The sequence below is a fragment of the Pseudomonas sp. 2848 genome (genome assembly GCF_003253945.1).
Classification (GTDB): Bacteria; Pseudomonadota; Gammaproteobacteria; order Pseudomonadales; family Pseudomonadaceae; genus Aquipseudomonas.
The window spans coordinates 54,963-73,356 of the sequence record NZ_QKZD01000008.1; the positions used below are offsets into that span (position 1 = coordinate 54,963).

Genomic DNA, 18,394 nt, shown 5'->3' on the forward strand with positions numbered 1-18,394 from the left:
ACGGCCTCGCGTCCTCGGAATTGCGATGGTCAGGGCCGGCGTAGAGCCTGATGCCGCTGGCCTGCCGCTTTTGGCGGCGTTCGCGACTATAGCAGTTATGATTAAGTGCTTCAATTCCATAAAAAATTGTTATGATCCCGCCATGACGACCAATACCCCTCCGACTTCCGGCGTTCAGCTGATCGAAGTCGCGCCGGAGCTTGCCGGCCAACGCATCGACAATTTCCTCATCACCGCGCTCAAGGGCGTGCCCAAGACGCTGGTCTACCGCATCCTGCGCAAGGGCGAGGTGCGGGTCAACAAGGGCCGGATCAAGCCTGAGTACAAGCTGCAGGCCGGCGATATCGTGCGGGTGCCGCCGGTGCGCCTGCCCGAGCGTGACGAACCCGCGCCCGTGGCCCAGGGGCTGTTGCAGCGCCTGGAAGCCGCCATCGTCTATGAAGACAAGGCGCTGATCGTGATGAACAAGCCGGCCGGCATTGCCGTGCATGGCGGCAGCGGTCTGAGTTTCGGGGTGATCGAGGCACTGCGCCAGTTGCGCCCCGACGCCAAGGAGCTGGAGCTGGTGCACCGCCTGGACCGCGACACCTCGGGCCTGTTGATGATCGCCAAGAAGCGCAGCATGCTGCGCCACCTGCATGCCGCGCTGCGCGGCGATGGCGTGGACAAGCGCTACATGGCGCTGGTGCGCGGCCATTGGCCGACCTCGAAGAAACAGGTCAATGCGCCGCTGCAGAAGAGCAACCTGCGCTCCGGCGAACGCATGGTCGAGGTCAATGACGAGGGCAAGGAGGCGCTGACGCTGTTCCGCGTGCTGCGCCGCTTCGGCGAATTCGCCACGATTGTCGAGGCGCGGCCGATCACCGGCCGTACCCATCAGATCCGCGTGCACACCTTGCATGCCGGGCACATGATCGCCGGCGACAGCAAGTACGGCGATGAAGACTTCAGCCGCGAGATTCGCGACCTGGGTGGCAAGCGCCTGTTCCTGCATGCCTACCAGTTGACCGTGCCGCTGCCCGACGGCGGCGAGCTCAAGCTCGAGGCGCCGGTGGACGAGATGTGGGCCAAGACTATCGAGCGGTTGGCGTCCTGAGCCATGAATAAAAGTTATGACCTGCTGGTCTTCGACTGGGATGGCACGCTGGCCGATTCCATCGGGCGCATTGTCGAGGCCATGAGCGTGGCCGCCGGGCGTGCCGGGGAGGCCGCCAGCAGCGACGAGGCGATCAAGGGCATCATTGGCCTGGCGCTGGGGGAGGCGATCGCCACCCTGTATCCACATCTTGAGCTGCCGCAGGTGGAAACATTCCGCCAGCATTATGCCGATGTCTACATGGCGCTGGATCAACAGCCGTCGCCACTGTTCGACGGTGTGGTCGAGTCGCTGGAGGCGTTCCGTGCCGAGGGGTATCGTCTGGCGGTGGCCACCGGCAAGGCGCGACGCGGTCTGGATCGGGTGCTCAAGGCCAATGGCTGGGAAAGCTACTTCGACATTACCCGGGCGGCCGACGAAACCCGCGGCAAACCGCATCCGCTGATGCTCGAGGAGATTCTCGCCCACTGCCAGGTCGAACCCGGGCGGGCGCTGATGGTCGGAGATTCGGCGTTCGACCTGCAGATGGCCAGCAATGCCGGCATGCATTCGGTCGCCGTGGGCTATGGCGCCATGTCGCTGCAGGCTCTGGCCGAATTTGGCCCGCAAGTGTGCATCGAGCATTTTTCCCAGTTGCGCGAATGGCTGGCTGAGCCTGCGCAGATCAATTTCCAAGGTAGGTGAGCATGACTGACGAGTGGAAGGCGCCCGAGGCCGATGAGGCTGGCGAGGAGCGCAAGAGCTGGAAGCTGCTGGAGAAGACCTTGCTGGCGGGTGTCCAGGAGCAGCGTCGGGCGCGGCGCTGGGGGATCTTCTTCAAGCTGCTGACCTTCGTTTACCTGTTTGGCATCCTGTTCCTGTTCACGCCATTGATGGATGTGGACAAGGCTGCCTCGCGCAGCGGCAGCCATACCGCGCTGGTCGAGGTGCGCGGGGTGATCGCCGATCAGGAGCCTGCCAGCGCCGACAATATCGTCAAGAGCCTGCGCGAGGCGTTCAAGGATCCGAAGACCAAGGCCGTGGTCATGCGCGTCAACAGCCCGGGCGGCAGCCCGGTGCAGGCGGGCTATGTGTACGACGAGATCCGCCGCCTTCGTGCCGAATATCCGGCCATCAAGCTGTACGCGGTGATCGCCGACCTGGGGGCCTCCGGCGCCTACTACATTGCCAGCGCCGCCGACGAGATCTATGCCGACAAGGCCAGCCTGGTCGGCTCCATCGGCGTCACTGCGGCGGGCTACGGCTTTGTCGGCACCATGGACAAGCTGGGCGTGGAGCGGCGCACCTACACGGCGGGCGAACACAAGGCCTTCCTTGATCCGTTCTCGCCACAGAAGCCGGAAGAAACCGCGTTCTGGCAGGGTGTGCTGGATACCACGCACCGCCAGTTCATCGCCATGGTCAAGCAGGGGCGTGGCGAGCGCCTGAAGGACAAGGATCACCCTGAGCTGTTCAGCGGTCTGATCTGGTCGGGCGAGCAGGCCAAGGCGCTGGGCCTGGTGGACGGGCTGGGCAGTGCCAGCTATGTCGCCCGCGAAATCGTCGGCGAGAAGGAACTGGTGGACTTCACCGTGCAGGAGTCGCCGTTCGATCGTTTCTCCAAGCGCATCGGTGCCAGTGTGGCGGAGCGCATGGCGCTGTACATGGGCTTCCAGGGGCCTTCGCTGCGTTGATCTGAAGTCGGCGTGGCATCGCGGGGCAAGCCCGCTCCCACGGGTCGCTCATTGACCTGGTGGGAGCGGGCTTGCCCCGCGATTGCATTTTCAAGGCACCTGCACGCCTTCCTTGTGCAGCATGTCCACCAGCCGAATCAGCGGCAGCCCGATCAGGCTCGTGGCGTCGCAGCCGTGGGTGCTCTGGAACAGGCTGACCCCCAAGCCCTCCGCCTTGAAGCTGCCAGCGCAGTCCAGTGGCTGCTCGGCCGTCACGTAGCGCTCCACGCGCTCCCGGTCCAGCTCGCGCATCGTCACGGTAAACGGCACGCAATCGACCTGGCACTGGCCGGTGGCGCTGTTCAGCAGTGCCAGCCCGGTGAGGAAGGTGACCTGCTGCCCGCTGGCCTCCAGCAGTTGCTCGCAGGCGCGCTCGAAGGTGTGAGGCTTGCCGAGTATCTGTTCGCCCAGCACCGCCACCTGGTCGGAGCCGATGATCAGGTGGTGGGGGTGGCTGGCGGCCAGGGCCTCGGCTTTTTGCCGGGCCAGGCGGCGCACCAGCTCGACGGCGGGCTCGCCATCGAGGCGCCGTTCGTCAAGGTCGGGGCTCGCCCAGGTGAAGGGCAGGCGCAGGCGGGTGAGCAGTTCGCGGCGGTAGGGCGAGCTGGAAGCCAGTAACAAGGGAAGCATGGTAGACTCCTGGGCAATTGCCCCGAATTCTAACATGCGAGATGGCACCTAATTTCCTTTGACAGGGAGGGGGTGCATCCCTAGAATGCTGCGCCTATGTTGAATGACCCGATTCCACCTCACGTTGACCCGCGCAAATTGGCTGATCGTGGCGTAACCCTCGAAGGTTCGCTGCAACTCGCTGATTTGGAAAGACTCTGCGACCCGCTTTCCGACAATGTCGGTACGGTGCAGGCGAAGTTCGATTTTGAACGAGATGAACAGCACGTGGTGGTTATCCACAGCGCGCTGGATGTCGAAGTCAAGATGGTTTGCCAGCGTTGTCTTGAGCTGGTCACCCTGCCGATCCATAGCGAATGTACGTACGCTGTGGTGAAGGAGGGTGCGAACACCCAGTCGTTGCCGAAAGGCTATGACGTGCTGGAACTGGGCGAAGATCCATTGGATCTGCAGGCACTGGTCGAGGAAGAGCTTTTGCTTGCCCTGCCAATCGTGCCTGCTCATCATCCGGAAGAATGCCAGCAGCCGGCGGGACTCGATGAGCCCGAGCCGAGCAAGGACGAGGTATCGCGGTCCAACCCGTTCAGTGTATTGGCGCAGTTAAAGCGTGACCCAAACGTTTAGGAGTTAATCAATTATGGCTGTTCAGCAGAACAAAAAATCCCGCTCTGCCCGTGACATGCGCCGTTCGCACGACGCCCTGTCGGCAGAAGCTCTGTCGGTAGAGAAGAGCACCGGTGAAGTACACCTGCGTCACCACGTTTCGCCAGAAGGCGTATACCGTGGTCGCAAAGTGATCGACAAGGGCGCTGACGAGTAATCCTTGTCCGCTCAGATCATCGCGATCGACGCAATGGGCGGGGACTTCGGTCCCCGCAACATTGTCCAGGCTAGCATTGCCTGCCTATCGGCTACCCCCTCGCTGCACCTGACCCTCGTCGGTCAACCCTCCCTCCTTGAAGATCTTGTCGGCGGCCTCGCGGCTGCGGATCGCGCACGCCTGCAGATTGTCGCGGCCAGCGAAGTGATCGGCATGGACGAGCGGCCATCGCAGGCGTTGCGGGGCAAGCCGGACTCGTCGATGCGCATCGCCCTCGAACTGGTGCGTGATGGCAAGGCCCAGGCCTGCGTAAGTGCCGGCAATACCGGCGCGCTCATGGCCTTGTCGCGCTTTGTGCTCAAGACCTTGCCCGGTATCGATCGTCCGGCGATGGTGGCGGCGATCCCGACCCAGGCCGGCTACTGCCAGTTGCTTGATCTCGGCGCCAACGTCGATTGCAGCGCGGAAAACCTCTACCAGTTCGCCGTGATGGGCTCGGTGGCCGCCCAGGCTCTGGGCGTGCATCGGCCGCGGGTGGCGCTGCTCAATATCGGTACCGAGGACATCAAGGGCAACCAGCAGGTCAAGCTGGCCGCCAGCCTGTTGCAGAACGCCCGGGGGCTGAACTACATCGGCTTCGTCGAGGGTGACGGGTTGTACCGGGGCGAGGCGGACGTGGTGGTGTGCGATGGTTTCGTCGGCAATATCCTGCTCAAGTCCAGCGAGGGTCTGGCGACCATGATCGGTGCGCGCATCGAGGCGCTGTTCCGTGGCGGGGTGTTGGCGCGAGCCGCAGGTGCCCTGGCCATGCCGCTGCTCAAGCGCCTGCAGGCCGACCTTGCGCCTGCGCGGCACAATGGTGCGAGTTTCCTGGGGTTGCAGGGCATCGTCATCAAGAGCCATGGCTCGGCGGGCGTGCAGGGTTTGCAGAGCGCGATCCAGCGAGCGCTGATCGAGATCCAGGAAAACCTGCCGCAGCGCCTGCACGGGCGTCTCGAAGACTTGTTGCCCTGAGCTGCGCGATGAGGTCATTACTGGAAATGCAAAGCTTTTGGGCATACCGCCCATGAAGTGCTTAAATGTGACCGCTTGGTCCGCCGCTCCATCCAAGCTTTCAGATTGCGCGTCTGGCCCGCGGCCTGGCGCACCCTATCCGACGACAAGATCATAAGGGCTTGTTCAATGTCTGCATCCCTCGCATTCGTCTTTCCTGGTCAAGGTTCCCAGTCGCTGGGCATGCTCAAAGAGCTGGGCGCCGAAAAACCGGTAATCGTCGAGACCTTCAAGGAAGCGTCCGAGGCCCTGGGCTACGACCTGTGGAAACTGGTCCAGGAAGGCCCGGAAGAACAACTCAACCAGACCGACAAGACCCAGCCGGCCATCCTGACCGCCTCCATCGCCTTGTGGCGCCTGTGGCTGGACGAGGGCGGTGCGCAGCCGGCCTTCGTCGCCGGGCACAGCCTGGGTGAATACAGCGCCCTGGTCGCTGCCGGCAGCCTGTCGCTGAAAGATGCCGTACGCCTGGTCGAGCGCCGCGGCCAGCTCATGCAGGAAGCCGTACCCGCCGGCCATGGTGCCATGGCCGCCATCCTTGGCCTGGACGACGCCGTGGTGGTCGAGATTTGCGCCGAAGCCGCCGAAGACGAAGTGGTCAGCGCGGTGAACTTCAACTCGCCGGGCCAGGTCGTCATCGCCGGCAACAAGGCTGCGGTCGATCGTGCCATCGAGCTGTGCAAGGCCAAGGGCGCCAAGCGTGCCCTGCCATTGGCGGTCAGCGTGCCATCGCACTGCGCCCTGATGAAGCCGGCCGCCGAGCGCTTCGCCGAGGCCGTCAACGCCATCGAATGGAAAGCGCCGCAGATCCCGGTGGTGCAGAACGTCACCGCGGCCATCGCCGCCGACCTTGATGCCCTCAAGCAAGACCTGCTGGCGCAGCTGTACCAGCCGGTACGCTGGGTCGAGTGCGTGCAGGCCCTGGCCGAGCACGGTGCGGTCAACCTGGTCGAATGCGGCCCGGGCAAGGTCCTGGCTGGCCTGAACAAGCGTTGCGCCGACGGCGTGACCACCTACAACCTCAACACCCCAGACGCTGTCGCCGCCACCCGTGCGGCGCTGGCCTGAATTCGGAGAAGCTTGCATGAGCCTGCAAGGTAAAGTTGCACTGGTCACCGGCGCCAGCCGTGGTATCGGCCAGGCCATCGCCCTCGAACTGGGCCGCCAGGGCGCGACCGTGATCGGTACCGCCACCACTGCTTCCGGTGCCGAGCGTATCGCCGCCACCCTGAAGGAGCACGGCATCAACGGCACCGGCCTTGAGCTGAACGTCACCAGCGCCGAGTCCGTGGACGCAGTGCTGGGCGCCATCGGCGAGCAGTTCGGCGCGCCGGCCATCCTGGTCAACAACGCCGGTATCACCCGCGACAACCTCATGCTGCGCATGAAGGACGATGAGTGGTTCGATGTGATCGACACCAACCTCAACAGCCTCTACCGTCTGTCCAAGGGCGTGCTGCGCGGCATGACCAAGGCCCGTTGGGGCCGTATCATCAGCATCGGTTCGGTGGTGGGTGCCATGGGCAACGCCGGCCAGGCCAACTACGCCGCCGCCAAGGCCGGCCTGGAAGGCTTCAGCCGGGCCCTGGCTCGTGAAGTGGGCTCGCGTGGCATCACCGTCAACTCGGTGACCCCGGGCTTCATCGACACCGACATGACCCGTGAGCTGCCAGAAGCGCAGCGCGAGGCCCTGCAGAAGGAAATTCCGCTGGGCCGCCTGGGCCAGGCCGAGGAGATCGCGAAAGTGGTTTCCTTCCTGGCTTCCGACGGCGCAGCCTATGTCACCGGCGCCACCGTGCCGGTGAACGGCGGGATGTACATGTAAAACCGCAACTCAATGTGACGGATTGCTTCAAAAAAGAGTCATACTCCGAGCCTAAAATCCGTTATAAAGCTGCAACCAGATTCCGGGCAGAGGGCCCGGTGACTTGGTGGAAGGCGCGTTACGCTTGAAAAGCAGGCGTCTTCCTATAAACTTGGTCACCGGCCAGCTGCCTGACATATGTCCATTAGGAGTGAAAACTAGGTATGAGCACCATCGAAGAACGCGTCAAGAAAATCGTCGCCGAGCAACTGGGCGTCAAGGCTGAGGAAGTCAAGAACGAATCTTCCTTCGTTGAGGACCTGGGTGCCGATTCGCTTGACACTGTTGAGCTGGTGATGGCTCTGGAAGAGGAATTCGAGACCGAAATCCCTGACGAAGAAGCCGAGAAGATCACTACCGTTCAAGCTGCTATCGACTACGTCAACGCCCACCAGGCCTAAGACGCTGTAGTCGACGCTTCTTGTCGGGAAAAACCGCACTGCCTTTGCCGGCGTGCGGTTTTTTCTTTGCGAGAGCCGGGGTTTGCTGCCATTCCATTCGCCATGGCAAGTGCACTGGCAAGAGACTCTGTTATTTGGAAATGAGGAGAGTACTGTGTCGCGTAGACGCGTCGTGGTCACTGGTATGGGTATGCTGTCGCCACTGGGTACCGATGTACCGAGCACCTGGCAGGGCATTCTGGCTGGCCGCAGTGGCATTGGTCCGATCGAGCATACGGATCTGTCTGCCTACTCCACCCGTTTTGGCGGCTCGGTGAAGGGCTTCGAAGTCGAGCAGTACCTGTCGGCCAAAGAGGCACGCAAGCTCGACCTGTTCATTCAGTACGGCCTGGCGGCCGGCTTCCAGGCGGTGCGCAATGCCGGGCTGGAAGTCACCGATGCCAACCGTGAGCGCATCGGCGTGGCCATGGGTTCGGGGATCGGCGGGCTGACCAACATCGAGGAAACCAGCCGTACCCTGCATGAGCAAGGGCCGCGGCGGATTTCGCCGTTCTTCGTGCCGGGCTCGATCATCAACATGATCTCCGGCTTCCTGTCGATCCACTTGGGTCTGCAGGGGCCGAACTATGCAATCGCCACTGCCTGCACCACGGGCACCCACTGCATCGGCATGGCCGCGCGCAACATCGCCTACGGCGAAGCCGACGTGATGATCGCCGGTGGCGCCGAGATGGCCGCCTGCGGCCTGGGCATGGGCGGCTTCGGTGCTTCCCGTGCGCTGTCCACCCGCAACGACGAGCCGGCCCGTGCCAGCCGTCCCTGGGACAAGGGGCGTGACGGCTTTGTGCTGTCCGATGGTGCCGGCGCCCTGGTGCTCGAAGAGCTGGAGCATGCCAAGGCTCGTGGCGCGACCATCTACGCCGAGCTGGTCGGTTTCGGCATGAGCGGTGACGCCTACCACATGACCTCGCCGCCCGATTCCGGCGAAGGCGCCGCTCGCTGCATGGCCAATGCCCTGCGTGATGCTAGCATCCAGCCTGAGGACGTCAGCTACATCAACGCCCACGGCACCTCGACGCCGGCTGGCGACGTGGCCGAAGTGGCTGCGATCAAGCGGGTGTTCGGCGAGCATGCCTACAAGCTGGCAGTGAGTTCGACCAAGTCGATGACTGGCCACCTGCTCGGCGCTGCCGGTGCGGTGGAGGCGATCTTCAGCGTCCTGGCGATCAACAGCCAGATGGCGCCGCCGACCATCAACCTGGACGAACCGGACGAAGGCTGCGACCTGGACTTCGTGCCGCACCAGGCGCGCAGCATGCCGATCGATGTGGTGCTGTCCAATTCCTTCGGCTTTGGCGGGACCAACGGTTCGCTGGTGTTCCGCCGGTTCGCCGGCTGATGCTCAGCTGGATCGATGGCCAGGACGCGGCTGCGGTCAATCTGCAGAACCGTGGCCTGGCCTACGGTGATGGTCTGTTCGAGACCATCGCCGTGCGCGGCGGCAGGCCCAGCCTGCTCACGCAGCATCTCGACCGCCTGGCGCTGGGGTGCCAACGCCTGGCGATCGACGCCGACCTGACGCTGGTTCGCAATGAACTGTTGCAATTCGCCCGGCAACTGGGCGAAGGCGTCGCCAAGCTGATCCTGACCCGCGGCGACAGCCAGCGCGGCTATGCCCCGCTGGCCGGCGCGCAGGCGCGGCGTATCCTGCAAGGCGGCCCCTTGCCGGCCTACCCGACGCAGCATGCCGAGTTCGGCGTGCGGCTGTTCCCCTGTGAGACGCGCCTTGCGGAACAACCGCTGCTGGCCGGGCTCAAACACCTCAACCGCCTCGAGCAGGTGCTGGCCCGTGCCGAATGGCAGGACAGCGCGTTTGCCGAAGGCTTGATGCGTGACGCCCAAGGGCGGGTGATCGAAGGGGTGTACAGCAACCTGTTCCTGGTGCGTGATGGCGTACTGTTCACCGCCGACCTGAGCCGTTGTGGCGTGGCCGGGGTGATGCGTGCGGCATTGCTGGAACAGGCCGCGCTGCTGGGGATTGCCACGCAGGTGCGCGACCTTCCGTTCGAGGCGCTGCAGCAGGCTGACGAAGTATTCCTCTGCAACAGTGTCTATGGCGTCTGGCCCGTGCGTGAATTCGCCGCGCTGAACTGGCCGGCAGGGCCGCTCACCCGTAAACTGCAGGCCGTTGCCCGTACGTTACTGGATACCTGATTCGTGAGACGCAAATTCCTGCTGCTGCTGGAAATGAGCTTGATCCTCGCCGGCCTGGCACTTGGCTGGGCTGCCTGGAAGGTCAACTCGGTCCTGGAGCAGCCGCTGCAAGTGGCACAGGAGCGCATGCTCGATGTGCCCAATGGCACGACGCCAAACCGTATGTTCTACCGGATGCAGGGCGAAGGCCTGCTCGACGATCCGTTGTGGCTGCGCCTGTACTGGCGCTTCAACATGGCCGGCACGGCGTTGCACACCGGTGAATACCGCCTGACCCCGGGCATGACCGTGGGGCAGTTGTTCGATGCCTGGAAGCGTGGCGATGTGGTGCAGTACAACCTCACCCTGGTCGAGGGCTGGACCTTCCGCCAGGTGCGCGCCGCGGTGGCGAAACATGAAAAGCTCAAGCACACCCTCGAAGGCCTGTCCGATACCGAGGTGATGGACAAGCTTGGTCATACCGGCGTGTTCCCCGAGGGCCGTTTCTTCCCTGACACCTATCGCTTCGTGCGCGGCATGAGCGATGTCGAGTTGTTGCAGCAGGCCTACATGCGCCTGGACGAAGTGCTGGCCAAGGAATGGGCCGAGCGCAGCACCGACCTGCCGTATCGCGACCCGTATCAGGCGCTGATCATGGCCTCGCTGGTGGAGAAGGAGACCGGCATTCCCCAGGAGCGCGGGCAGATCGCCGGGGTGTTCGTGCGGCGCATGCGCCTGGGCATGATGTTGCAGACCGACCCCACCGTGATCTACGGCATGGGCGAGCGCTACAACGGCAAGATCACCCGCGCTGACCTGCGTGAACCGACGCCCTACAACACCTACACCATGACCGGCCTGCCGCCGACGCCGATCGCCATGGTCGGGCGCGAGGCAATCCACGCCGCGCTGAACCCAAGCGATGGCTCGAGCTTGTACTTCGTCGCCCGTGGCGACGGCAGCCATGTGTTCTCCGATGACCTGGACGATCACAACAGCGCGGTGCGCGAGTTCCAGATCAAGCGGCGGGCGGATTATCGTTCGAGCCCTGCGCCGCAGGCCGAACCGACGACGCCCGAACCGCAGACGACGCCTGACGCGGCCCCTGCGCCCGCACCTGAAAGCGACGCGCCGGCCCCCACTGATGAATCCGCGCCGGCTGATACGTCGGTGCCAGTAGACCCTAAGGAACGCTCGTGAGCGGCTTGTTTATCACCCTGGAAGGCCCCGAAGGCGCGGGCAAGAGCACCAATCGTGAGTATCTGGCGGCGCGCCTGCGCGAGCAGGGCGTCGATGTGGTCATGACCCGCGAGCCCGGTGGTACACCGCTGGCCGAGCGCATCCGTGAACTGCTGCTGGCGCCGAGCGAGGAGCGCATGGCGGTCGACACCGAGCTGCTGCTGATGTTCGCCGCTCGCGCCCAGCACCTGGCCGAAGTGATCTGCCCGGCGCTGGCCCGTGGTGCCGTGGTGCTGTGCGATCGGTTCACCGACGCCACCTACGCCTACCAGGGCGGCGGCCGCGGTCTTTCGGTAGAGCGTATCGCCATCCTGGAGAGCTTTGTACAGGGCGAGCTGCGCCCGGACCTCACCCTGGTCTTCGACCTGCCTGTGGAGGTCGGCCTGGCCCGCGCTGCGGCCCGTGGCCGGCTGGATCGCTTCGAGCAGGAGGGCCAGGCCTTCTTCAAGGCGGTGCGCCAGGCCTACCTGCAGCGCGCAGGCCAGCAGCCACAGCGCTATCGCCTGCTGGACGCCGCGCAGCCCTTGAGCGCGGTGCAGCAGGCCATCGACGCCCTGGTGCCGGGCATCCTGGAGCGTTGCCGTGGCTGAGGCCTACCCCTGGCAGCAGGCGCTCTGGCAGCAACTGGCCGGGCGTGCCCAACACGCCCACGCCTACCTGCTGCACGGCCCCCAGGGCATCGGCAAGCGGGCCCTGGCCGAACGCCTGATGGCGCGGCTGTTGTGCCAGCAGCCACAGGGCCTGGATGCCTGCGGCCAGTGCAAGTCGTGCCTGTTGCTCAAGGCCGGCAGCCACCCGGACAACTTCGTGCTGGAGCCGGAGGAGGCCGACAAGCCGATCAAGATCGACCAGGTGCGTGAACTGGTGTCGTTCGTGGTGCAGACGGCCCAGCAGGGCGGGCGCAAGGTGGTGCTGATCGAGCCGGTGGAGGCAATGAACATCAATGCCTCCAACGCCTTGCTCAAAAGCCTGGAGGAGCCCTCCGGCGACACCGTGCTGTTGCTGGTCAGCCATCAGCCCAGCCGCCTGCTGCCAACCATCAAGAGTCGCTGCCAGCAGGTCGCCTGCCCGCAGCCAAGCCTGGAACAGAGCCGTGCCTGGCTGGCCGGCGCGCTCGAAGGCAGCGACGAACAGGAGCGCGAAGAGCTGCTGACCTTGGCCGCGGGTTCGCCGCTGATGGCGGTCAGCCTGCAGGCCCAGGGCGTGCGTGAGCAGCGGGCGCTGGTTACCGAAGGGGTGAAGAAGCTGCTCAAGCAGCAGCAGTCGCCTACCCAGCTGGCCGAAGCCTGGAACACGGTGCCCCTGTTGCTGCTGTTCGACTGGTTCTGCGACTGGTCGCACCTGATCCTGCGTTATCAGTTGACCCAGGACGAAGAGGGTTTAGGCTTGCCCGACATGCGCAAGGTGTTGCAGTACCTGGCGCAGAAGAGCCGCCAGGCCAAGGTGCTGGAGGTCCAGGCGTGGATTCTCGAGCAGCGCCAGAAGGTGCTGGGCAAGGCCAACCTCAATCGTGTACTGCTGCTCGAAGCGTTGCTCGCCCACTGGGTGCAGCTGCCGGGCATGCGTTGATTTCCACCGCTCCCCTAATGTGTGTCGTGTTCCTATGCTCGTAGATTCCCATTGCCACCTCGACCGTCTCGATCTCAGTGCCCACCAGGGTTCCCTCGACGCCGCCCTGCAGGCGGCCCGCGAGCGTGGGGTGGGGCATTTCCTGTGCATTGGCGTCAGTGCCGAGAATGCCGGTGCGGTCAAGGCGTTGAGCGAGCGTTACGCCGATGTCGATTGCTCGGTGGGCGTGCACCCGCTCGACCTGGCGCCCGGTGAGACGCCGGCCCTGGAGTGGCTGTTGCGTGAACTGGCCCACCCGCACGTGGTGGCCATTGGCGAAACGGGCCTGGATTACCACTACGAGCCGGAAGCCGCCGAATTGCAGCAGGCTTCGTTCCGCCTGCACCTGGAAGCCTCCCGGCAGACCGGCAAGCCGGTCATCGTGCACACCCGTGCGGCGCGTGAGGACACCCTGGCGCTGCTGCGCGAGGCCAGCCTGCCCCAGGCCGGCGTGCTGCACTGCTTCACCGAGGACTGGCCGATGGCCAAGGCCGCGCTGGACCTGGGCTATTACATCTCGTTGTCCGGCATCGTCACCTTCCGCAATGCCGATGCCCTGCGCGAGGTGGCCCGGCAGGTGCCGGTGGACCGCCTGCTGGTGGAAACCGACTCGCCGTACCTGGCGCCCATCCCGCACCGCGGCAAACCGAACCTGCCGCAGTATGTGCGGGAAGTGGCCGAGTACGTGGCGTCGTTGCGCGGTGTGAGCTACGAGCAATTGGCCGCGCAGACCACGGGGAATTTCAAGCGCTTGTTCCCGCTGGCGCGGGTGGCCTGAGGCCTCTGCGCAGCCCCCAAGCTTGAGGCCCGGACAAAAAAAACCCGGGTTCTGGGGGGGGAATCCGGGTTAAGACCATTAGGAGTAAAACAAAGGTACACGGTCCCTGGGCACCTTTATCGGCGCGCCACTTGGGGGGGATGTGCCGCGCCAACACTTCAAGTATTGGCCAGGATTGGCGTGCTGCCAGCGGCTGCTGATCGTTTTTTAAACAGATTTGGAATACGTAGGCAGCGCCTTGCGCGATCAATGCATTGCCAATTGGCGGATCTGGCACAGTACTTCGTCGATCAGGCGCTGGCCAGTATAGAAATGTGGGGAAAATCGCACGCCAGGGCCTCGCAGGGCGCAAATTACCCCGTTATTGCTCAGGGCTCGATAAATGTCGACGTTGGCCTGGCCGTCAATGCTGAAGTTGACTATCCCTGCCCGGCGTGAAGGGTCAGCAGGGCTGTGCACCTGCACGCCGGGGATCGCCAGTAAACCTTGATGCAGTTGCTCGACCCGCAGTTCCAACTGTTCGGCGACCAGCGCCATGCCCACGTCTTCCAGCAGTGACAGGCTGGCTTCCAGTGCGCAGGCGCCGAGCATGTTCGGGCTGCCGCATTCGAAGCGCCGCGCGCTGCGTGCCGGTTGCCACTCGCGGCGCTCGAAGTCGCCGAGGTGTTCCAGCATGTGCCAGCCGTAGGCGTGCAGTTTCAACTGCCTGCGCAGTTCGCTACGGCAATAGAACACGCCCAGCCCCTCTGGGCCGAGCATCCACTTGTGACCGTCGGCCATGGCGAAGTCGCACTGATAACGCTGTACATCGAAGGGCAGGGCGCCCACCTGCTGGATCGCGTCGATGCACAACAGCACGCCGCGCTGACGGCAGGCGACGCCGAGGCGCGCCAGGTCCAGGCGCAAGCCGCTGGCGAACTGCACGGCGCTGACCGAGAGCAGTCGCGCCCGTGGGCCGCAGGCGGCGAGCAGCGCCGCTTCCGGATCGGCGCCGGCCAGGTTCGCCTCGACCACCTCGACGCCATGGTTGGCCAGCGCTTGCCAGACCACGCGGTTGGAGGGGAACTCCTCGTCGCTGATGACGACCTGGTCGCCGGGCTGCCAGTCCAGGCCAAAGGCCACCAGCGACAGCGCCTGCGAGGTATTGCCCACCAGGGCGATATCACCGCTGGTGGGGGCATTGAGCAGGCGTGCCAGGCGTTCGCGCAGGCGTCGCTCAGTGGCCAGCCAGGCCGGATAAGCGCTGGCACCCAGGCGTACATTGTCACGGGCGAAGCTTGCCACGGCCTCGGCGGCCCGGCGTGGCCAGGGGCCTATTGCCGCGTGGTTCAGGTAACACAGGCCCGGGGCCTGCTCGAACTCATCAAGAAACACAGACATGGTTGGAAGATCCGTGCATTTTGCCGCCAGTTAGGCATAATAATCCGCTTCGATTGTCATCCCAGTCCTTCTTATGCAGAAAGAACCTCGCAAGGTCCGTGAGTTTCGCCGTCGCGAACAAGAGATCCTCGACACGGCGCTCAAGCTGTTTCTCGAACAAGGTGAAGACAGCGTCACCGTCGAGATGATCGCCGACGCCGTGGGTATCGGCAAAGGCACGATCTACAAGCACTTCAAGTCCAAGGCGGAGATCTACCTGCGCCTGATGCTCGACTACGAGCGCGACCTGAACGCGCTGCTGCACTCGGCTGACGTCGACCGCGACAAGGAAGCCCTGTCGCGCGCCTACTTCGAGTTCCGCATGCGTGACCCGCAGCGTTACCGGCTGTTCGACCGCCTGGAAGAAAAGGTGGTCAAGGGCAACCAGGTGCCGGAAATGGTCGAGCAGTTGCACAGCATCCGTGCTTCCAACTTCGACCGCCTCACGCAATTGATCAAGGGGCGCATCAGCGAGGGCAAGCTCGAGGACGTACCGCCTTACTTCCATTATTGCGCGGCCTGGGCCTTGGTCCATGGCGCCGTGGCGCTGTATCACTCGCCGTTCTGGAGCAATGTGCTCGAGGATCAGGAAGGCTTCTTCCAGTTCCTCATGGACATCGGCGTGCGCATGGGCAACAAGCGCAAGCGCGATCCGGAAGGCGCGAACTAAAGCCCTCGCAAGATGCCTGTCGACCTTCGCCAGGCATCCTCGCTTCAAGGCTTCGACAGGAAGGCTTGCAAAAACCTGATTTTTGAGTCAGGTTTTGCCGGCCCGATTCATCCATGCCGGAGTCATCCATGATCGTCGATCGTCAAGGCAGGCGCTTTCGCAACCTGCGCGTCAGCCTGACTGCTGCCTGCAACTATGCCTGCACCTACTGCGTGCCTGACGGCAAGCGCCTGGTGGCGGCGCAGGACGAGCTCACGGCGGATGCCCTGGCCCGCGGCGTGGCGTACCTGGTCGAGGCGGCCGGGGTGGAGCGGCTGCGCATCACCGGTGGCGAGCCGCTGGTGAGCCCACGACTTGAGGCCTTCCTCGGCGCGGTGGCCGGGCTGGGGCTCGAGGACATCAGCCTGACCACCAACGGCCAGTTGCTCGCCCGCAAGCTCCCGCTGCTGCGCGACGCAGGTATCCGCCGGCTCAACGTCTCGCTCGACACCCTCGATGGCACGGCCTTTCGCCGCATCGCCCGCGGCGGCGACCTGGCCAGCGTGCTGACGGGCATGGCCCAGGCCAGTGACGCGGGGATGGCGATCAAGGTCAACATGGTGCCCATGCGCGGGCAGAACCTCGACCAGGTGCTGCCGCTGCTCGACTATTGCCTTGAGCGCGGCTACGAGCTGCGTTTCATCGAGCTGATGCGCATGGGCCACCTGGCGCGTGATGGCAACGCCTTCCTGCAGCAGTTCGTAGGCCTGGAGCAACTGTTGGCGCTGATCGGGCAGTCCCATGCCTATGAACAGGCGCCACGCCCGTTGGATGCCACGGCCTTGCGCTATCGCATTCCCGGCAAAGGTCATTTCGGGGTGATCGCCAACGAGAGCGTGCCATTCTGCCGCAGTTGTTCGCGCCTGCGCCTGTCGTCCACCGGTTGGCTGCATGGTTGCCTGTCGTCGAGTAACCGTCATTTTGTCGGGGACCTGCTCGACAAGCCCCGTCATCAAGCGCTTCCGGCATTGCAGCGGCTACTGGTGAAGGCCCTGGCGGACAAGCAGGATGTGGCATTTTCCGGCGATGTGATGGTGATGAAGGTGATCGGCGGCTGACTCTGGCGCAAAAGCTGCATCCTGCGGCTATTCGCCGGTTTTTCGTCACCGGTTTCTGGAGGAAAGATGCGTAGCCTGGTCTTGCTGCTGGCGCTGATGGCGTTGGGCGGCTGCATGAATGTCAGCGATATGGGCGAGGGCGTCCGTTACCACATGAGTGATGCGGGCCTGCTGGATCACAGCGATACCACCCGTACCCTGTCGATCCGCCTGCAGCCGGACTCGTTCATCTTCATCGGCCAGGGCGCCTTCGTGCCACCGGGCAAGGGGCCGGTGCCACGGCAGAACGCAGTGGCCGAGGAGGCCTTCAAGAGTTTCGTCGAATACTTCCCGCTGGTGCGCCGTGCCCAAGGCCCGCTGGGGCTGGAGGACGCAATCGCCGAGGCCCGTTCGGTCGGCGCCGATTACGTGCTGTACACCCGTTTCGCCCGCACCGACGACCGTATAGGCAACGGTGACGAATGGTATGACGAGCAGGCCGTCGACCGCCTGGGCTGGGACCGTGGCGTGGTACAGATGATGTTGATCGAGACCAGCACCCGTTATCTGATCGATACGGCGCGGATCAAGAGCCGCGGCGGTTTGTTGACGTTCCACGACAACACGCCACAGGATTTGCTTGCCGCGCCAATGCGCGAGTACGCTCGTAGCCTCCTGGGCATGAGCAACTGAGCGAGCGAGTCATGAGCGATTCCGGCAAGGCCAGCGATCTGCTGGCGCAGATCCCCGCGCACAAAGGGCTGCCCCCGGTGCACCTGTGGAACCCGGATTTCTGCGGCGACATCGACATGCGCATCGCGCGTGACGGCACCTGGTACTACCTGGGCACGCCGATTGGCCGCAAGCCCATGGTGCGGCTGTTCTCCACCATCATTCGCCGCGATGGCGACGACTACTTCCTGGTCACGCCGGTGGAGAAGGTCGGTATCACGGTGGATGACGCGCCGTTCGTGGCTGTGCTGCTCGACGTGCAGGGCAGTGGCGAGCAGCAGGTATTGCGCTTCACCAGCAACGTCGAGGACCAGGTCGAGGCCGGGCCGGACCATCCGCTGCGGGTCGAGCTCGATCCGGTCACCCAAGAGCCTTCGCCCTATGTACTGATGCGCGGCAATCTCGAGGCGCTGGTCCATCGCAACGTGTTCTACCAGCTGGTGGAACTGGCGGTGCCGCGCGAGATCGACGGGGAGGAATGGCTTGGGGTTTGGAGCCGGGGCACGTTCTATCCGATTGGGCGTGCTGCCTGACGATGGCTTGTCGGGGCCGCCCAGCCCCATCGACACGCGTTCTTGCTCTTGACTGGCCGGACCCTATACTCCAAGTCCCCAAGAACAACAGCAAGGAGCCCGGGCCATGTCACTGGAAAAGCAAGGCAGTTGCCTGTGCGGCAAAACCCGACTGAGTGTCACGCTCGAGAATAACCATGTCAGCGCTTGCCATTGCAGCATGTGCCGCAAATGGACCGGCGGCCCGCTGCTGGCAGTGCAATGCGCCAAGCCCCCGACCATCGAAGGCCCGGCCCCCATCGCCTATGACTCCTCTCCCTGGGCCCAGCGCGGCTTCTGCGGCCAGTGCGGCACGCACCTGTTCTACCGCCTGAAAGAGAGCGACCTGTACGTCGTACCGGTCGGCCTGCTGGATGGCGAGCAAGACTGGAGCTTCACCGAGCAGATATTCGTCGACGAACAGCCCGCCTGGTATTGCTTCAAGAACGAGACCCGGCACCTCACCGGTCAACAGGTCTTTGACCAGTTCGCCCCCACCTGACACCGCCCGCCTTGCCAAACCTGCGCATTCCTGAGAAAACGGCGCCACGA

22 protein-coding genes are annotated in these 18,394 nt (G+C 64.1%); 20 read left to right on the forward strand and 2 right to left on the reverse strand.

Going from position 1 to position 18,394, the window contains the following annotated elements; all coding sequences use genetic code 11:
• The first annotated feature begins 142 nt into the window (after positions 1-142).
• From rluC to DFS21_RS17035, 3 genes are read left to right on the forward strand one after another with little or no spacing between them, the layout of a single operon-like run.
• Positions 143-1,096, forward strand: coding sequence for a 23S rRNA pseudouridine(955/2504/2580) synthase RluC (gene rluC, locus DFS21_RS17025; protein ID WP_102683593.1), 954 nt, complete (start codon positions 143-145; stop codon positions 1,094-1,096).
• 3 nt (positions 1,097-1,099) lie between these two features.
• Positions 1,100-1,780, forward strand: coding sequence for an HAD family hydrolase (locus tag DFS21_RS17030; protein ID WP_111532691.1), 681 nt, complete (start codon positions 1,100-1,102; stop codon positions 1,778-1,780).
• Between the two features lie 2 nt (positions 1,781-1,782).
• A complete protein-coding gene (locus DFS21_RS17035; RefSeq protein WP_110703910.1) occupies positions 1,783-2,769 on the forward strand; it encodes a S49 family peptidase in 987 nt (328 codons plus the stop codon).
• Positions 2,770-2,859: 90 nt separating this feature from the next.
• Here DFS21_RS17035 and DFS21_RS17040 read toward each other — a convergent pair whose 3' ends face one another.
• Complete coding sequence (locus DFS21_RS17040) at positions 2,860-3,438, reverse strand: nucleoside triphosphate pyrophosphatase (protein ID WP_111532692.1); 579 nt, start codon at positions 3,436-3,438, stop codon at positions 2,860-2,862.
• A gap of 96 nt (positions 3,439-3,534) precedes the next feature.
• Here DFS21_RS17040 and DFS21_RS17045 point away from each other — a divergent pair, with 96 nt between their 5' ends.
• The 12 genes from DFS21_RS17045 to DFS21_RS17100 all read left to right on the forward strand — a co-directional run bounded on the left by DFS21_RS17045 (position 3,535) and on the right by DFS21_RS17100 (position 13,394).
• Positions 3,535-4,062: a YceD family protein gene (locus tag DFS21_RS17045; RefSeq protein WP_023630499.1), complete on the forward strand. Its 528-nt coding sequence runs from the start codon at positions 3,535-3,537 to the stop codon at positions 4,060-4,062.
• Positions 4,063-4,075: 13 nt separating this feature from the next.
• Positions 4,076-4,258, forward strand: coding sequence for a 50S ribosomal protein L32 (gene rpmF / locus DFS21_RS17050; RefSeq protein WP_028690987.1), 183 nt, complete (start codon positions 4,076-4,078; stop codon positions 4,256-4,258).
• A gap of 3 nt (positions 4,259-4,261) precedes the next feature.
• The gene (plsX, locus tag DFS21_RS17055; protein WP_111532693.1) at positions 4,262-5,272 is read left to right on the forward strand and encodes a phosphate acyltransferase PlsX; all 1,011 of its coding nucleotides are present in this window, start codon (positions 4,262-4,264) and stop codon (positions 5,270-5,272) included.
• A gap of 168 nt (positions 5,273-5,440) precedes the next feature.
• On the forward strand, positions 5,441-6,379 hold the full coding sequence (gene fabD / locus DFS21_RS17060) for an ACP S-malonyltransferase (RefSeq protein WP_111532694.1): 939 nt from the start codon (positions 5,441-5,443) through the stop codon (positions 6,377-6,379).
• Positions 6,380-6,395: 16 nt separating this feature from the next.
• A complete protein-coding gene (gene fabG, locus DFS21_RS17065) occupies positions 6,396-7,136 on the forward strand; it encodes a 3-oxoacyl-ACP reductase FabG (RefSeq protein WP_023630496.1) in 741 nt (246 codons plus the stop codon).
• A 203-nt stretch (positions 7,137-7,339) separates the two neighbouring features.
• The gene (gene acpP, locus DFS21_RS17070; protein ID WP_046856533.1) at positions 7,340-7,576 is read left to right on the forward strand and encodes an acyl carrier protein; all 237 of its coding nucleotides are present in this window, start codon (positions 7,340-7,342) and stop codon (positions 7,574-7,576) included.
• 154 nt (positions 7,577-7,730) lie between these two features.
• Positions 7,731-8,975: a beta-ketoacyl-ACP synthase II gene (gene fabF / locus DFS21_RS17075; RefSeq protein WP_111532695.1), complete on the forward strand. Its 1,245-nt coding sequence runs from the start codon at positions 7,731-7,733 to the stop codon at positions 8,973-8,975.
• Positions 8,975-9,790, forward strand: coding sequence for an aminodeoxychorismate lyase (pabC, locus tag DFS21_RS17080; protein ID WP_110703916.1), 816 nt, complete (start codon positions 8,975-8,977; stop codon positions 9,788-9,790). The genes fabF and pabC overlap by 1 nt, the downstream gene beginning before the upstream one ends.
• A 3-nt stretch (positions 9,791-9,793) precedes the next feature.
• Positions 9,794-10,969, forward strand: a complete 1,176-nt coding sequence (gene mltG / locus DFS21_RS17085) for an endolytic transglycosylase MltG (RefSeq protein WP_110703918.1) — start codon at positions 9,794-9,796, stop codon at positions 10,967-10,969.
• Positions 10,966-11,598, forward strand: a complete 633-nt coding sequence (gene tmk, locus DFS21_RS17090; protein WP_111532696.1) for a dTMP kinase — start codon at positions 10,966-10,968, stop codon at positions 11,596-11,598. The genes mltG and tmk overlap by 4 nt, the downstream gene beginning before the upstream one ends.
• Positions 11,591-12,577, forward strand: a complete 987-nt coding sequence (locus DFS21_RS17095) for a DNA polymerase III subunit delta' (protein ID WP_046856528.1) — start codon at positions 11,591-11,593, stop codon at positions 12,575-12,577. Before tmk ends, DFS21_RS17095 begins: the two co-directional genes overlap by 8 nt.
• A 34-nt stretch (positions 12,578-12,611) precedes the next feature.
• Positions 12,612-13,394, forward strand: a complete 783-nt coding sequence (locus DFS21_RS17100) for a TatD family hydrolase (RefSeq protein ID WP_102683581.1) — start codon at positions 12,612-12,614, stop codon at positions 13,392-13,394.
• A gap of 246 nt (positions 13,395-13,640) precedes the next feature.
• On the opposite strand, the gene DFS21_RS17105 is transcribed toward DFS21_RS17100, so the two are convergent.
• Entirely contained in the window at positions 13,641-14,774 is a 1,134-nt protein-coding gene (locus DFS21_RS17105; protein ID WP_111532697.1) for an aminotransferase class V-fold PLP-dependent enzyme, read from the reverse strand.
• A 73-nt stretch (positions 14,775-14,847) separates the two neighbouring features.
• On the opposite strand from DFS21_RS17105, the gene DFS21_RS17110 reads away from it, so the two are divergent.
• From DFS21_RS17110 to DFS21_RS17130, 5 genes are all read left to right on the forward strand, one after another.
• Positions 14,848-15,483: a TetR/AcrR family transcriptional regulator gene (locus tag DFS21_RS17110; RefSeq protein WP_023630645.1), complete on the forward strand. Its 636-nt coding sequence runs from the start codon at positions 14,848-14,850 to the stop codon at positions 15,481-15,483.
• Between the two features lie 128 nt (positions 15,484-15,611).
• Positions 15,612-16,580: a GTP 3',8-cyclase MoaA gene (locus DFS21_RS17115; protein WP_111532698.1), complete on the forward strand. Its 969-nt coding sequence runs from the start codon at positions 15,612-15,614 to the stop codon at positions 16,578-16,580.
• 66 nt (positions 16,581-16,646) lie between these two features.
• Positions 16,647-17,252 carry a DUF4823 domain-containing protein gene (locus DFS21_RS17120; RefSeq protein ID WP_023629097.1) on the forward strand — a complete coding sequence of 202 codons (606 nt, stop codon included), beginning with the start codon at positions 16,647-16,649 and terminating at the stop codon, positions 17,250-17,252.
• Positions 17,253-17,263: 11 nt separating this feature from the next.
• A complete protein-coding gene (locus tag DFS21_RS17125; protein ID WP_111532699.1) occupies positions 17,264-17,824 on the forward strand; it encodes a DUF1285 domain-containing protein in 561 nt (186 codons plus the stop codon).
• Between the two features lie 106 nt (positions 17,825-17,930).
• Entirely contained in the window at positions 17,931-18,344 is a 414-nt protein-coding gene (locus DFS21_RS17130) for a GFA family protein (RefSeq protein WP_110703930.1), read from the forward strand.
• The last annotated feature ends 50 nt before the right edge of the window (positions 18,345-18,394 follow it).